Below are 14,455 nucleotides of genomic sequence, written 5' to 3' on the forward strand. Positions count from 1 at the left end.
CGAAGAACGACGCTGTTGTTACCCGGCGCGTGCTTCAGCCTGTCGCAAGACGGACCATGTCCGCCTGCGGCCCCTTCTGACCCTGCGAGATCTCGAAATCGACCCGCTGGCCCTCTTCAAGGGTGCGGTAACCGTCCATCTGGATCGCGCTGTAGTGGACGAATACATCCGCACCACCGTCGACCGCGATGAAGCCGTACCCCTTCTCCGCGTTGAACCACTTGACGGTGCCCTGAGCCATGCCTAACTCCCCTATTACTGGCCCTTGCACAGATCCACACTTCGCGGATCCGGGTCAGACCTCACCCCCCAACGTTGGGGGCGTGCGCCGGAACGCGTCGACCGCGGCCGAATGTATCTGTCCAACTGCCGTCTGCAACAGGTCAATCGGACGAGAATTCTGGGCAAGACCAGTCAGGAATGTACGGAGACTTCGCCCGAATTCAGGGCAAGTCGGGCCTCACAAAAGGAGCATAAGACGCGAAAGACTCGCACACTTTGGCTACTTCTCGTCGCATGCGGAGCCAGTTCTCATATGCGTCTGGCATGGAGAAAGCAGCTGGTTCCCCAACTGTACCGCGCTCAACCATACAGAATTGCCCCCTCCGCTTCTCTCACGGAGGGGGCAATTGCTTGAACTCTTGGTAACCGGAATTACCGAGGGTAACAATCAGCCGCCGGCGACGGCCGGGATGATCGAGACGCCCGCACCGTCCGGGGTCGCCGTCTCCAGCCCCTGCTCGAACCGGACGTCGTCGTCATTCACGTACACATTGACGAACCGCCGCAGCTTGCCCTGGTCGTCGAGGACCCGGGCGGCGATCCCGTTGTGGTTCTTCTCGAGATCGGCGATGACCTCGGCGAGAGTCGCACCTTCGGCGGCGACCTCGGCCTTCCCGCCGGTGTAGGTACGCAGGATGGTGGGGATGCGGACGTTGACGCTCACGATGAAACCTCCGGTCGGGTAAACGCCCCTCAGGGGCGCGGGGAACTGCGCGACCAGCCCCCGCGGCCCGCAGACGAACAACTACCTCTTATGCAAGTCCGGCCTCACGGAACGACTCCAGGTTGGGGCGAATCGTCGCACTGAGCCCCGTACCCGCCACCGCGTCCAGCGTCTTGAGACCGTCACCGGTGTTGAGGACGACCGTGGTCAGGGTCGGGTCCAGCAGACCATTCTCGATCAGCTTCTTCGCGACACCCACGGTCACCCCACCAGCAGTCTCCGCGAAGATGCCTTCCGTACGCGCCAGCAACTTGATCGCATCGACGACCTGCTCGTCGTTCACGTCCTCCACCGCACCACCCGTACGACGGGCGATGTCGAGGACGTAGGGACCATCCGCCGGGTTACCGATCGCCAGCGACTTCGCGATCGTGTTCGGCTTCTGCGGCCGGACGACGTCGTGCCCCGCCTTGTAGGCGACGGACACCGGGGAGCAGCCCTCGGCCTGCGCGCCGAAGATCTTGTACGGCTTGTCCTCGACGAGCCCGAGCTTGATCAGCTCCTGCAGACCCTTGTCGATCTTCGTGAGCTGCGAGCCGGAGGCGATCGGGACGACCAGCTGGTCCGGCAGCTGCCAGCCGAGCTGCTCGCAGATCTCGTACGCCAGCGTCTTGGAGCCCTCGGCGTAGTACGGCCGCAGGTTGACGTTGACGAAGCCCCAGCCCTCGCCGGCCGGGTCGCCGATCAGCTCGGAGCAGAAGCGGTTCACGTCGTCGTAGTTGCCCTCGATGCCGACGAGCTCGCCGCCGTAGACCGCGGCCATGACGACCTTGCCCTGTTCCAGGTCGTGCGGGATGAACACGCAGGACCGGAAGCCGGCGCGGGCGGCAGCGGCGCCGACGGCGCCGGCCAGGTTGCCGGTCGAGGAGCAGCTCAACGTCGTGAAGCCGAAGGCCCTCGCGGCCTCGATGGCCTGGGCGACGACGCGGTCCTTGAAGGAGTGCGTCGGGTTGCCGGAGTCGTCCTTCACATACAGACCGCCGGTCACGCCGAGCTCGCGGGCCAGGTTGTCGGCCTTGACGAGCTGGGTCCAGCCGGGGTTGATGTTGGGCTTGTCGGCCACGTCCGCGGGGACGGGCAGCAGCGGCGCGTAGCGCCAGATGTTCGCGGGTCCCGCCTCGATCTGCTTGCGGAGCTCCTCGGTGTCGTAGGCCGAGAAGTCGTACGCGATCTCGAGCGGGCCGAAACACTCCTCGCAGGCGAAGACCGGACCGAGGGGGACGCGGTGGCCGCATTCGCGGCACGAGAGCGCCGCGGCGGGTCCCAGATCGACGGAGTTCGTGGTGCTTGCAACAGTCTGCGCAGCCATGGAGGCGAGGCCCTTTCTCCTCATCTTCCTCACGACGCATCTCGCCGTGAGACGGATTTGGCACCTTCCCTAGCCGGGAGCCTCGCCACGTCAACGTGACAAGACCGGCTGGAGGGTTGCCGGGGCTTCAACGGGCCGTATCCCTCTGCCCCTCTGGATGAGCGGTATTCGATTGTGTACGCCGACGGCCCCCGACATGCGATGGTCATCAGCGTTGTTCAAGACTGTAACCGAAGGCCAGGACAGTTGAGTGAGCCGTCCGAACCGCGAGATGGATCACGCACCCTAAGTGATCGCCGCTCGCCGAGAGAACGCAGAGGAGCCGCGCACTGTGCTGAACGAAGTCGAGCGCTGGCTGGCCAGCCGATCCTGGTCCGTGACCGATCGCCCGCTCCACCGGATCATGGCCGCGAAGCGCAGCAAGGGGCAGACGGTCAGTGTCGTCCTGCCTGCGCTCAACGAGGAGGAGACGGTCGGTGACATAGTCGCCGTGATCCGTCACGACCTCATGCAGCAGGTCCCGCTCGTCGACGAGATCGTCGTCGTCGACTCGGGATCGACCGATCGTACGTCCGAAGTGGCCGCCGCCGCCGGGGCCCGGGTCGTCCACCGCGACGACATCCTCCCCCGCCTTCCGGCCGCCCCCGGCAAGGGCGAGGTGCTGTGGCGCTCGCTCCTTGTCACCAGCGGTGACATCGTCTGCTTCATCGACGCCGACCTGAAGGAGTTCTCCTCGGACTTCGTCTCCGGCATCGTCGGCCCGCTGCTCACCGATCCCGAGGTCGACCTGGTCAAGGGCATGTACGACCGCCCGCTGGGCGGCGCCGCCGGCCAGGGCGGCCGGGTCACCGAGCTCATGGCGCGTCCGCTGCTGAACATGCACTGGCCGCAGCTGGCCGGTTTCGTGCAGCCGCTCGGCGGCGAGTACGCGGCCCGCCGCTCGCTCCTCGAGCAGCTGCCGTTCCCGGTGGGATACGGCGTCGAGCTCGGGATGCTGGTCGACGCCCTGCATCTCGTGGGCCTCGACGCGCTCGCCCAGGTCGACGTCGGTGTGCGCAAGCACCGGCACCAGGACGGGCAGGCGCTGGGCCGGATGTCCGCCGCGATCTACCGCACGGCCCAGCTCCGGCTGGCCCGCGGGCACCTCATCCGTCCCTCCCTCACCCAGTTCGAGCGGGGCGAGGACGGCTTCGAGCCGCGTACGTACTCCGTGGACACGGAGGAGCGGCCGCCGATGGTGGAGATCGCGGAGTACGCGGAGCGCAAGGTCGCCTGAACGGGCCCCGTTCCCCGCGTTACGGGCTGCTACCTGCCGTATACGGCGAGGCAGCCGGGACCGGCCGAACGTTTGAGTGTTTACGGGCCGGGCTAGGTTGAGGCGTATGGCTTCCACGGCTTCCATGCAGGTGCTGGTCGCGTCCAACCGCGGCCCGGTCTCGTACGACGTACGCCCGGACGGTTCGCTGCACGCCAAGCGGGGTGGCGGCGGACTGGTCTCGGGACTGTCGGCGATCGGGCCGGACACGGGTGCGCTGTGGGTGTGCTCGGCGCTGAGCGACGGCGACCGGGAGGCGGTACGGCGCGGGGTCGGCGGTGGGGGTCCCCCCGCTCGAGCGAAGCCGAGAGTGGGGGACGGTGTGCGGATGCTGGACATTCCGGCCGACGTGCACGAGGACGCGTACAACGGCATCGCCAACTCCGTGCTCTGGTTCGTCCACCACATGCTGTACCAGACACCGCTGGAGCCGGTCTTCGACGCGGAGTTCCGGCGGCAGTGGGCGTCGTACGAGACCTACAACCGGGCGTTCGCGGAGGCGCTGGCGGAGGAGGCGGCGGAGGGCGCGGCGGTGCTGGTGCAGGACTACCACCTGTGTCTGGTGCCCGGCATGCTCCGCGAGCTCCGCCCCGACCTGCGCATCGGGCACTTCTCGCACACGCCGTGGGCGCCGCCGGAGTACTTCCGGATGCTGCCCGACGACATCCGGGCGCGGCTGATGGAGGGCATGCTCGGGGCGGACCGGGTGGCGTTCCTGACCTGGCCGTGGGCGACGGCGTTCCAGCGCTGTGCGGAGCAGGTGGACCCCGAGCGCTGGATCGGCGCCTGGCCGTCGGGTGCCCCGAGGTCGATCGAGCACCTGCTCGACGGCCGTCGGATCACCCGCGAGACGCTCATCGGCGTGCACGGCCTCGGTGCCGACGCCGAGTTCCTGCACGCCCGCTCGCACGAGGCGGACGTCGAGGAGCGCCTGGTGGCCCTGCGCGCGGAGATCGGCGAGGGGCGCAAGGCCATCGTCCGGGTCGACCGCACCGAGCTGTCGAAGAACATCGTGCGCGGACTGCTGGCGTACCGGCAGCTTCTCGACGACCACCCCGAGTGGCGCGAGCGCGTCGTGCACGTCGCCTTCGCCTATCCCTCCCGCCAGGACCTCGCCGTGTACCGGGAGTACACCGCCGAGGTGCAGCGGCTCTCGGACGAGATCAACTCCCAGTACGGGACGCCGGGTTGGACCCCGGTCGTGCTGCATGTCAAGGACGACTTCGCGCGCTCCCTGGCGGCGTACCGGCTTGCCGACGTGGCCCTGGTGAACCCCATCCGGGACGGCATGAACCTCGTCGCGAAGGAGGTGCCGGTCGTCTCCGACGAGGGGTGCGCGCTGGTGCTGTCGCGGGAGGCGGGGGCGTTCCAGGAGCTGGGCAAGGACGCGATCGCCGTGAATCCGTACGACGTGGTCGGTACGGCGCGGGCGTTGCACGAGGCGCTGACCATGCCGCTGGACGAGCGGGCGGAGCGGACGAAGCGGCTCGCCGCGGCGGCTACGGCGTTGCCGCCGGCGCAGTGGTTCCTGGATCAGCTGGGCGCGCTGAACGGCTGATTTCGCCCCCGCCGCCCCTACCCGTCCCGTCCCTGGGGGCTGCCGCCCCCAGACCCCCGCTTTCGGCCTGAACGGCCTCGTCCTCAAACGCCGGACGGGCTGAAATACACCGGTCGGCGCCCAGATCTCAGACTCCTTCACGGATAAGGTCCCCACCATGGGCAGCCACACGGACTCCACCGACCCTCTGCCGACGCCGGTCACCCCCGCCGGGCGGGACGGGCTTCGCGCTCTGCTCGCTCAGCCGGAGCGCGCGGTGATCGGGCTCGACTTCGACGGCACCCTCGCGCCGATCGTGGCGGATCCCGAGCAGGCGCGGGCGCACCCGGAGGCGGTGGCCGCACTCGCCGCACTCGCGCCGAAGGTGGCCGCCGTGGCGGTGATCACCGGGCGGCCGGCGGGGGTGGCCGTCCGGAACGGTGGGTTCGCCGGGGTGCCCGGCCTGGAGCACCTCGTCGTTCTCGGTCACTACGGCGCCGAGCGCTGGGACGCCGTCACCGGCACCGTGAACGCGCCCGCCCCGCATCCCGGGGTCGCCGCCGTCCGGGCGGAGCTGCCGGGGTTCCTGGACAAGATCGGCGCGTGGCAGGGGACGTGGATCGAGGAGAAGGGCCGGGCGGTCGCGGTCCACACCCGCCGCGCCTCCGACCCCCAGACCGCCTTCGAGGCCCTCCGCGAGCCCCTCGCCGACCTGGCCACCCGCCACGGCCTGATCGTCGAGCCGGGCCGCCTGGTCCTGGAACTCCGCCCACCCGGCACGGACAAGGGCGTCGCCCTCCTCGAATACGTCCGTGAGCTCTCCGCCGAGTCCGTCCTCTACGCCGGCGACGACCTCGGCGACCTCCCCGCCTTCTCCGCCGTGGACAAACTCCGCTCCGACGGCACACCCGGCCTCCTCGTCTGCAGCGGCAACGACGAGGTGACCGAGCTAAGGGAACGGGCGGACGTCGTGGTGGACGGCCCGACGGGAGTGGTGGAACTGCTGCGGGGGCTGGCGACACGACTGGGCTGAGACATTCCAGCCGGGGGCTCCGCTTCCAGGTGCCGGCCGGTGCATCCCAGCCCGCCCGGCGCCTGAGGACAAAGCACCGACCATCCCGAACCCCCACCCACCCGCCGGGGGCCCCGCTTCCAGGCGCCGGCCCCGGCATCCCAGCCCGCCCGGCGCCTGAGGACAAAGCACCGACCATCCCAAACCCCCACCCACCCGGTGGCGGCGTCGCTGCCAGGCGCCGGCCGGTGCATCCCAGCCCGTCCAGCGCCTGAGGACAAAGCACCGACCATCCCAAACCCCCACCCACCCGCCGGGGGCGTCGCTGCCAGGCGCCGGCCCCGGTATTCCAGCCCGTCCGGCGTTTGAGGACAAGGCCCGTTCAGGGCCGACAGCGGGGGGCTGGGGGCGGCAGCCCCCAGGGACGGGACGGGTAAGGGCGGCGGGGGCGAGACCGCATCCGTCAGCGGCCCCGCCGCGGGCCGTCAGCGCTCCGACCGGCGGGCCTCCCGCACCCGCCGCAGCCGGTTCACCGTCACCGGGTCGTACGCCAACGCCCTCTCGTCGTCCAACAGGGCATTCAGCAACTGGAAATACCGCACCGGCGCCAGCCCCAGCTCCTCCCGTATCGCCCGCTCCTTCAGCCCCGGCCCACCGAATCCGCGCCGCTCCAGCGCAAGAATGTCCCGCTCCCGGCGACCGAGTCCGCCGTACTCCTCCCGCTCGTCCTCCATGCCCGCACCGTAGCCCCCGGCACTGACAGTGACTACTCCCCGCTCTCCGCCGAGATTGCCGTGTTCTGCAGCGCGTCCAGGACCGACGTCGGGCTGCCGCCCGAGGCGACCGCCTGGCCGATCTTCGCCTTCACGGCCGCACTGACGGTCGCCCAGGAGGTCTTGCCGACGGGGTAGAGCTCGGAGACCGGAAGGGCGTCGAGGAAGGGCTCGAGGTCGGCGTCCTGCTTGGCCGTACTCATCGTCCTGGAGGCGGAGTCGGTGACGGGCAGCAGGTCGTACTCGCGGGAGAAGGCGAGCACGTTCTTCTCGCTGTAGACGAAGTCGAGGAAGTCGCCGACCTGCTCGGCGTGGCCGTTCTGCTTGAAGGCCATCATCCAGTCGGCGACGCCCATGGAGGTCTTGCTCTGCCCGTCGGCCCCGGGCATCGGCACCATGCCGACCTTGACGCCCTTGGCGGCGGCCGTCTTCATCAGCGAGGGATGCCCGTTGAGCATGCCGACGTCCCCGGCCGCGAACGCGGCGAACGCGTCCGCGCGGTTCAGCTTGCCCGGCGCGACCGGCCCGGTCAGCCCCTTGCCGACGAGGTCGTTCTTGAGCCAGGTGAGGGTGGCGACGTTCTCCTCGGAGTCGATGCCGTAGCTGCCGAGGGAGTTGGTGTAACCGCCGCCCCCGCTGAGCAGCCACTGCATCGTCTCGGCCTGCGCCTCCTCCGGCCCGAGCGGCAGCGCGTACGGGTACTTCACGCCCTGCGCCTTGAGCACCTCGGCGTCGGCGGCGAGCTCGTCCCACGTCTCCGGCGGGGTGAGGCCGGCCTTGGTGAAGAGGGCCTTGTTGTAGAAGAGCAGCCGGGTGGAGGCGGCGAACGGCATGCCGTACTGGACGTCGTTCACCTGGCCCGCGGCGGCGAGCTGGGACTCCCAGTCGGCCTGGGTGGTGATGGAGACCAGGTCGCCGGCCTTGTAGAGGAGGTCCTTGCGGGCGTAGTCGGAGTAGGAGCCGATCTGCGCGAGGTCGGGCGCCTTGCCGGCCTCGACCATGTTCTTGACCTTGCGGTCGACGTCGTTCCAGGAGTAGACGGTCAGGTCGATCGTCACACCGGGGTGATCGGCCTCGTACGCCTTGATGAGCTTGTTCCAGTACTTCTGGGAGCTGTTGGCCGCGCCGTCGCCGTAGTCGGCGGCGACCAGCTTGAGGGTGACGTCCCCCGAGCCGTCGCCGAAGCCGCAGCCACCGAGGACCGCCGCCATGCCAAGTGCGGACACCGCCGCGATCGTTCCCGTTCCACGCCGCCCCACCAACAACCGCCCCAAACTCACGTTCGAAACTTTTCGAAATCTTCAAAAAGTCATACTTATTCAGAGGTTCAGGTCTACACCACGTGAGTGGACTAGACCTCTTGCGGGTCCGGGGGCCACACTGTCCCCCGTGAGACATGTCATCGCCCTCGATGTGGGCGGCACCGGGATGAAGGCCGCCCTGGTCGGGACGGACGGCGAGCTGCTGCACCAGGCCCGCCGCGCCACAGGGCGCGAGCGCGGCCCGGACGCGGTCGTCGACGGCATCCTCGACTTCGCCGCCGAGCTACGCGCGTACGGCGTCGAGCACCTCGGCGAGCCCGCGGCCGCGGCCGGCGTCGCCGTGCCCGGCATCGTCGACGAGGAGCGGGGCATCGCCGCCTACTCGGCCAACCTCGGCTGGCGGGACGTACCGCTGCGCTCGCTCCTCGGCGAGCGGCTCGGCGTCCCGGTCGCCCTCGGCCACGACGTGCGCACCGGCGGCCTCGCGGAGGGCCGGATCGGCGCGGGCCGGGGCGCCGACCGCTTCCTGTTCGTGCCCCTCGGCACCGGCATCGCGGGCGCCATCGGCATCGGCGGCCGGGTGGAGTCGGGCGCGCACGGCTTCGCGGGCGAGATCGGCCACATCGTCGTACGGCCCGGAGGGAGCCCCTGCCCGTGCGGGCAGCGCGGCTGTCTGGAGCGGTACGCGTCCGCGGCGGCGGTCAGCGAGGCGTGGGCGTCGGTCTCCGGGGACCCCGAGGCGGACGCGGCCGACTGCGCGAAGGCCGTCGAGTCCGGCGACCCGCAGGCACAGGCCGTCTGGCAGAACGCCGTCGACGCCCTCGCCGACGGCCTGGTCACCGCCCTCACCCTGCTGGACCCCCGCACCCTCATCATCGGTGGCGGCCTGGCCGAGGCGGGGGAAACCTTGTTCACACCACTACGGGACGCAGTCCGCCGACGAGTCACTTTCCAGAAGCTCCCGTCGGTGGTTCCGGCGGCCCTGGGAGACACCGCGGGATGCCTGGGCGCGGGCCTGCTGGCCTGGGATCTGTTGACCACACCTACGACGCCGGAGGAAGCGACCTGATGGCAACCCCCCTAGGGGCGCGGGACAGCGCCGATATGCGGCTACGCCGCGGGGCGCGACCAGCCACACACCACCCGCAGCCCGCATCCGGCAATGGGCCCCTCATCCTGTCCGGAGCCGACCTGGTCCTCCCCACCGGAACCGTCAAGAACGGCCGACTCATCATCGACGGCGCCCGAATCACCGGTGCCGCCCCGGCCAACGCCCAGGTGATCGACGTATCCGGCCACACGCTGGTGCCCGGATTCGTCGACCTCCACAACCACGGCGGAGGCGGAGCCTCCTTCACCTCAGGCACCGCAGACGACGTGGTCAAGGGCATCGACACGCACCGGCGACACGGCACCACCACCCTCGTCGCCTCCACCGTCACCGGCGACATGGACTTCCTCGCCCAGCGGGCCGGCCTCCTGTCCGAGCTCGCCGAGCAGGGCGACATCGCGGGGATCCACTTCGAGGGCCCGTTCATCTCCCCGTGCCGCAAGGGCGCGCACTCCGAGGCGCTGCTGCGCGACCCGGACCCGGCGGAGGTCCGCAAGCTGATCGACGCGGCACGGGGAAAGGCCAGGATGGTCACCCTCGCCACCGAACTCCCCGGCGGCATCGACTCCGTACGCCTGCTCGCCGAACACGGCGTCATCGCGGCGATCGGCCACACGGACGCGACGTACGAGCAGACCCTCGAAGCCATCGACGCGGGCGCCACCGTGGCCACCCACCTCTTCAACGCGATGCCGCCCCTCGGCCACCGCGACCCCGGCCCGATCGTCGCCCTCCTGGAGGACGAGCGCATCACCGTCGAGCTCATCAACGACGGCACGCACCTCCACCCCGCCTCCCTCCAACTGGCCTTCCATCACGCCGGCGCGAGCAGAGTCGCGTTCATCACGGACGCGATGGACGCGGCCGGCTTCGGCGACGGGCGGTACATGCTCGGCCCGCTGGAGGTCGAGGTCAGCGAGGGTGTGGCGAGGCTGGTGGAGGGCGGCTCGATCGCGGGCTCGACCCTGACCCTGGACCGCGCGTTCAAGCGGGCGGTGACGGTGGACCGGCTGCCCGTCGAGGACGTCGTCGCGGCCATCTCCGCCAACCCGGCCCGGCTGCTGGGGATGTACGACCGCATCGGCTCCCTGGAGCCCGGCAAGGACGCCGACCTCGTGCTTCTTGACCATCAATTCGACCTCAAGGGCGTGATGCGCCGCGGCGAATGGGTGGTCGATCCCCAACTGGGGTGATGTGTCCGGCTGTTGAGAGCGGCGGTTGTCCTGCGAGACTGGGACGACCGCCGTCCGTTTGGCATGATCACCTCTCCGGGCGGCGCAACAGCCGTACGGCAGGCGCGTTCTGTTCATTTCCTCGGGGGAGGTCGGCCCAGGTGATCCTCACGGTCACGCTGAACACCGCTCTCGACATCACCTATCGCGTACGGTCGCTGCGGCCGCACACCTCCCACCGGGTCGGCGAGGTGACCGAACGGCCGGGCGGCAAGGGCCTGAACGTGGCCCGGGTGCTCGCGGCCCTCGGCCACGAGGTGACGGTCACCGGCTTCACGGGCGGCGCCACGGGGCGTGCCGTACAGGATCAACTCACCGCGGTGCCCGGGGTGGTGGACGCCCTCGTCCCGGTCACGGGCGCGAGCCGCCGCACGATCGCCGTCGTGGACGAGCGGACCGGCGACACCACCCAGCTCAACGAGCCGGGTCCGACGGTGACTTCGGCCGAGTGGTCCGCCTTCCAGGAGGCGTACGAGGATCTCGTCGCGTCCGCCGCCGCGGTGGCCCTGTGCGGGAGTCTGCCGCCGGGGGTGCCGGTGGGGGCGTACGCGGGTCTCGTACGGACCGCTCGGGCGGCCGGAGTGCCCGTGCTGCTCGACACCGGCGGGGAGCCGCTGCGCCGTGGGGTCGCCGCCCGCCCGGACGTCATCAAGCCGAACGCCGACGAACTGGCCGAACTCACCGGCTCCCACGAGCCGTTGCGCGCCACGCAGGACGCGCGCAGGCGTGGCGCCCGCGCGGTCGTCGCCTCCCTGGGCGCCGAGGGCCTGCTCGCGACGGCCCCCGAGGGCCGCTGGCGCGCCACCCCGCCCGCCCGCGTCCACGGCAACCCGACGGGCGCCGGAGACTCGGCGGTCGCGGGCCTGCTGTCAGGACTGGTGGAACGACTCCCGTGGCCGGACCGGCTGGCCCGCGCGGTCGCCCTGTCCGCAGCGACCGTACTGGCGCCGGTGGCGGGCGAGTTCGACCGCGAGGCCTACGAGGAGCTGGTGGGGCGGGTGGCGGTGACCGGGGAGGTCAGCGCGGCGTGACAGTCCCACGATGTCGGAGCTCTGCTCCAACCACTACTGGTCGACGTTCTCCGTCACGGAGAACTGGTCGAGCAGGGCATTGCACTGGTTGCCCTGTTGGCACGAGAGCTCGATCGTGTTGGTGCCCTTGTTCAGGGAGACCTGGGCCCAGGTGGTCTGCCAGCCCTTCTCCCAGTCGCCCTCGGGCTGCTTGGCGAAGTTCTTCATGTTCAGCGGCTGGGTGTTGGCCTTGCCGTTGACCGTCAGCGTCCCGTTGGCATCCACACCGGGAATGTCGTAACGGACGTAGAGCCGGTAGGTGCCGGTCTTCTCAATGCCGTTGACGGTCCACGTGACCTTGGCGCCGACCTGGTTGAAGCCCTGCACATAGACGCCGCCGTCGGCGTTGGCGCCCTTCACATCGGACGCGGTGGTGGTACCACCCTCCAGGCGAAGTGCCTTCGCGTCGACCTTCGGCAGCTCACCGGCAGCCGCCGACTCCGAGGCCGACGCACTCGGCTCGCTGCTCTGCGAGGTCGACGGCGTCGTGGACGCCCCGCTGCCGCCCGCGTTGTCCTTGTCGTCGCCGCCCGCCATCGCCACGCCGATGCCGATGACGACCGCGGCGACCACCGCGATCGCGCCGATCAGCAGGCCCTTGGTGTTGGGGCCGCGGCCGCGGTTGCCGCCGTCACTGTAGGACTGCATCGGGTGCTGGGTGGTGGGGGCGCCGCCCGGGAAGGTCTCGGGCGCGGCGTAGTGGGCGTTCGACTGCTGCGGGACCTGGCCGTACGGCGCGGTCGCGGGTGCCGGTGCCTGCTGGGGGTACTGCCGCTGGCCGACCGCGCGCACGCGGTTGACGGAGCCCGGATAGCCGTAGCCACCGCTACCCGACGGGGGCTGCGCTCCGTTGGCCTGTCCGTCGGCGTAGAGGTAGCCGAACGGGTCGTCGTCCTCGGGCGTGCTCGCCCCGTTGTTGCCGGACGTCATCCCTTGTACTCCTCAGGTGCGGGCGGATGCGATACGTGGAGTCAGAATGGCGAGCCTACCCGCTCCGCATGGCCCAAACGGGTGACTCGGATCGCATCAGCTCACTGACCTGGGGATCATCCCGCGCGTCTGTGTTGTTTGGGACGAGATCGTTTCTCGATGTACATCCGCTCGTCGGCGGACTTCAACACCTCGTCCGCCGTCATCCCGCAGTGCGCCCAGCCGATGCCGAAACTGGCGCCGACGCGGACGGCCCGGCCCTCGGCCCGGATGGGCTGGATGATCTCGTTGCGCAGGCGTACTGCCAGGTCCTGGGCGTCGGCCTTGCCGAGCCCGTTGGCGAGGATCACGAACTCGTCGCCGCCGAGCCGGGCCACGGTGTCGCCGTCGCGCACCTGGCGGGACAGCCGGCGGGCGACCTCGATGAGGACCGCGTCACCCGCGTTGTGCCCGAACCGGTCGTTGATCGACTTGAAGCCGTCGAGGTCGCAGAAGAGCACCGCGAGCCCCTTGGCGCCGTCGTCACGTTCACCCTCGGGGGCGACGGTGTGCACGTGGTGGTCGAAGGCGTCGAGGGCCGCGGCGTCGGGCCGGAAGTCGAAGCCGTGGCCGTTGGCGTCGTAGGCGGGGTGGCCGTAGGTCGCCGCGTCGAGGGGCTCCAGGGCGGCGGAGTGGGTGGTGGGGCGCTGACACAGACGGGAGGACAGGCGCGCACGCAGCTCGGCGGAGTTCGGCAGTCCGGTGAGCGAGTCGTGCGAGGCGCGGTGGGCGAGCTGGAGCTCGCGGCGCTTGCGCTCCTCGATGTCCTCGACGTGGGTGAGGAGGAAGCGGGGTCCGTCGGCGGCGTCGGCGACGACGCTGTTGCGCAGGCTGACCCAGACGTACGTACCGTCGCGGCGCCCGAGCCGGAGCTCGGCGCGGCCGCCCTCGGCGGAGGTCCGCAGCAGTGTCCCTATGTCCTCGGGATGGACGAGGTCGGAGAAGGAGTAGCGGCGCATCGCGGAGGCGGGGCGGCCGAGCAGGCGGCACAGCGCGTCGTTGGTGCGCAGGATCCGGCCGTGCTGGTCGCCGCCCATCTCGGCGATGGCCATGCCGGAGGGGGCGTACTCGAAGGCCTGCCGGAAGCTTTCCTCGCTCGCCCGCAGGGCCTGCTGGTCCCTTTCGAGCCTGACCAGTGCCCGCTGCATATTCGCGCGTAGACGGGCATTGCTGATCGCGATGGCGGCCTGGAACGCGTACATCTGGAGTGCCTCGCGCCCCCAGGCGCCGGGCAGCCGGCCGTTGCGCGGGCGGTCCACCGAGAGCACGCCGATCAGCTCGCCGCACGCGGCGCCCCCGGCGCCCGGCGTGTACATGGGCGCGAAGAGCCGGTCGGAGGGGTGCCACTCGTCCTCGAAGCGGGGCGCGGGGCCGTCGGTGTACCACTGCGGTACGTCGTCGTCGTCGAGGACCCAGCCCTCGGTGTGCGGGATGAAGACCAGGTCGCCCCAGTTCTCGCCCATGCTGAGGCGGCGCTCCCAGGACTCGCGGGAGCCGACCCGGCCGGTGATGAGGGCCTCGGCGGCCTGGTTGCCGGAGAAGGCGGCGACCACGAGATCACCGTCGGGGCGTACGAGATTGACGCACGCCAGCTCGTAACCGAGTGCGCCCACAACGCCGTCCGCGACCGTCTGCAGTGTGTCCGCCAGGCTGCGGGCCGTGTTCATGTCGGCCATGCCCTGGTGCAGCTGTCGCAGAGACGCAAGGCGGACATAAGGCTCCGACTCGGTCTCCATGTTCGCCCTCCCCCCGAGACTTCGCAGCGAATCAAGGGTTGTCTTCGGCGTACTCTTCCGCGCTTCTTGTGCAGTGCTTCGTGTTCGGTGGTGCCCTTGCATCTTCCCCGCCACTGAATCACA

The 14,455-nt window shown here is 70.2% G+C and carries 13 protein-coding genes and 1 riboswitch; of the genes, 6 read left to right on the forward strand and 7 right to left on the reverse strand.

Annotation, left to right across the window (positions count from 1 at the left end; translation table 11 throughout):
• Nucleotides 1–34: 34 nt before the first annotated feature.
• The 3 genes from IG08_RS0102880 to thrC form a co-directional block, all read right to left on the reverse strand.
• Nucleotides 35–241 carry a cold-shock protein gene (locus IG08_RS0102880; protein ID WP_007493268.1) on the reverse strand — a complete coding sequence of 69 codons (207 nt, stop codon included), beginning with the start codon at nucleotides 239–241 and terminating at the stop codon, nucleotides 35–37.
• 429 nt (nucleotides 242–670) lie between these two features.
• Nucleotides 671–946: a ubiquitin-like small modifier protein 1 gene (locus IG08_RS0102885; RefSeq protein ID WP_030595819.1), complete on the reverse strand. Its 276-nt coding sequence runs from the start codon at nucleotides 944–946 to the stop codon at nucleotides 671–673.
• 88 nt (nucleotides 947–1,034) lie between these two features.
• The gene (thrC, locus tag IG08_RS0102890; protein ID WP_030595822.1) at nucleotides 1,035–2,315 is read right to left on the reverse strand and encodes a threonine synthase; all 1,281 of its coding nucleotides are present in this window, start codon (nucleotides 2,313–2,315) and stop codon (nucleotides 1,035–1,037) included.
• Between the two features lie 17 nt (nucleotides 2,316–2,332).
• Nucleotides 2,333–2,479: riboswitch (SAM riboswitch) on the reverse strand.
• A gap of 167 nt (nucleotides 2,480–2,646) precedes the next feature.
• On the opposite strand from thrC, the gene IG08_RS0102895 reads away from it, so the two are divergent.
• The 3 genes from IG08_RS0102895 to otsB all read left to right on the forward strand — a co-directional run bounded on the left by IG08_RS0102895 (nucleotide 2,647) and on the right by otsB (nucleotide 6,200).
• Entirely contained in the window at nucleotides 2,647–3,591 is a 945-nt protein-coding gene (locus IG08_RS0102895; protein WP_030595825.1) for a glucosyl-3-phosphoglycerate synthase, read from the forward strand.
• A gap of 106 nt (nucleotides 3,592–3,697) precedes the next feature.
• The gene (locus IG08_RS0102900) at nucleotides 3,698–5,188 is read left to right on the forward strand and encodes an alpha,alpha-trehalose-phosphate synthase (UDP-forming) (RefSeq protein ID WP_030595828.1); all 1,491 of its coding nucleotides are present in this window, start codon (nucleotides 3,698–3,700) and stop codon (nucleotides 5,186–5,188) included.
• Nucleotides 5,189–5,345: 157 nt separating this feature from the next.
• A complete protein-coding gene (gene otsB / locus IG08_RS0102905) occupies nucleotides 5,346–6,200 on the forward strand; it encodes a trehalose-phosphatase (RefSeq protein ID WP_030595831.1) in 855 nt (284 codons plus the stop codon).
• Nucleotides 6,201–6,664: 464 nt separating this feature from the next.
• On the opposite strand, the gene IG08_RS0102910 is transcribed toward otsB, so the two are convergent.
• On the reverse strand, nucleotides 6,665–6,913 hold the full coding sequence (locus IG08_RS0102910; protein WP_030595834.1) for a DUF3263 domain-containing protein: 249 nt from the start codon (nucleotides 6,911–6,913) through the stop codon (nucleotides 6,665–6,667).
• A 32-nt stretch (nucleotides 6,914–6,945) separates the two neighbouring features.
• On the reverse strand, nucleotides 6,946–8,211 hold the full coding sequence (locus tag IG08_RS0102915; protein WP_078655416.1) for an extracellular solute-binding protein: 1,266 nt from the start codon (nucleotides 8,209–8,211) through the stop codon (nucleotides 6,946–6,948).
• A 130-nt stretch (nucleotides 8,212–8,341) separates the two neighbouring features.
• Here IG08_RS0102915 and IG08_RS0102920 point away from each other — a divergent pair, with 130 nt between their 5' ends.
• The 3 genes from IG08_RS0102920 (at nucleotide 8,342) to IG08_RS0102930 (ending at nucleotide 11,588) form a co-directional block, all read left to right on the forward strand.
• Complete coding sequence (locus IG08_RS0102920; protein WP_030595840.1) at nucleotides 8,342–9,283, forward strand: ROK family protein; 942 nt, start codon at nucleotides 8,342–8,344, stop codon at nucleotides 9,281–9,283.
• The gene (nagA, locus tag IG08_RS0102925; RefSeq protein WP_078655417.1) at nucleotides 9,283–10,518 is read left to right on the forward strand and encodes an N-acetylglucosamine-6-phosphate deacetylase; all 1,236 of its coding nucleotides are present in this window, start codon (nucleotides 9,283–9,285) and stop codon (nucleotides 10,516–10,518) included. Before IG08_RS0102920 ends, nagA begins: the two co-directional genes overlap by 1 nt.
• Nucleotides 10,519–10,658: 140 nt before the next feature.
• On the forward strand, nucleotides 10,659–11,588 hold the full coding sequence (locus tag IG08_RS0102930; RefSeq protein WP_030595846.1) for a 1-phosphofructokinase family hexose kinase: 930 nt from the start codon (nucleotides 10,659–10,661) through the stop codon (nucleotides 11,586–11,588).
• Between the two features lie 33 nt (nucleotides 11,589–11,621).
• On the opposite strand, the gene IG08_RS0102935 is transcribed toward IG08_RS0102930, so the two are convergent.
• A complete protein-coding gene (locus tag IG08_RS0102935) occupies nucleotides 11,622–12,557 on the reverse strand; it encodes a CBM35 domain-containing protein (RefSeq protein WP_030595850.1) in 936 nt (311 codons plus the stop codon).
• A 116-nt stretch (nucleotides 12,558–12,673) separates the two neighbouring features.
• Nucleotides 12,674–14,332 (reverse strand): diguanylate cyclase CdgB, encoded by a 1,659-nt coding sequence (cdgB, locus tag IG08_RS0102940; protein ID WP_030595854.1) that lies wholly within the window; start codon nucleotides 14,330–14,332, stop codon nucleotides 12,674–12,676.
• Between the last annotated feature and the right edge of the window lie 123 nt (nucleotides 14,333–14,455).

This window comes from Streptomyces fulvoviolaceus (assembly GCF_000718165.1).
Classification (GTDB): domain Bacteria; phylum Actinomycetota; class Actinomycetes; order Streptomycetales; family Streptomycetaceae; genus Streptomyces; species Streptomyces fulvoviolaceus.

What these genes read in the sequence shown, in the direction of transcription:
- thrC (WP_030595822.1), bottom strand. Translation starts at nt 2,315, where the DNA reads ATGGCTGCGCAGACTGTTGCAAGCACCACGAACTCCGTCGATCTGGGA.
- cdgB (WP_030595854.1), bottom strand. Translation starts at nt 14,332, where the DNA reads ATGGAGACCGAGTCGGAGCCTTATGTCCGCCTTGCGTCTCTGCGACAG.
- otsB (WP_030595831.1), top strand. Translation starts at nt 5,346, where the DNA reads ATGGGCAGCCACACGGACTCCACCGACCCTCTGCCGACGCCGGTCACC.
- IG08_RS0102900 (WP_030595828.1), top strand. Translation starts at nt 3,698, where the DNA reads ATGGCTTCCACGGCTTCCATGCAGGTGCTGGTCGCGTCCAACCGCGGC.
- nagA (WP_078655417.1), top strand. Translation starts at nt 9,283, where the DNA reads ATGGCAACCCCCCTAGGGGCGCGGGACAGCGCCGATATGCGGCTACGC.
- IG08_RS0102910 (WP_030595834.1), bottom strand. Translation starts at nt 6,913, where the DNA reads ATGGAGGACGAGCGGGAGGAGTACGGCGGACTCGGTCGCCGGGAGCGG.
- IG08_RS0102880 (WP_007493268.1), bottom strand. Translation starts at nt 241, where the DNA reads ATGGCTCAGGGCACCGTCAAGTGGTTCAACGCGGAGAAGGGGTACGGC.
- IG08_RS0102935 (WP_030595850.1), bottom strand. Translation starts at nt 12,557, where the DNA reads ATGACGTCCGGCAACAACGGGGCGAGCACGCCCGAGGACGACGACCCG.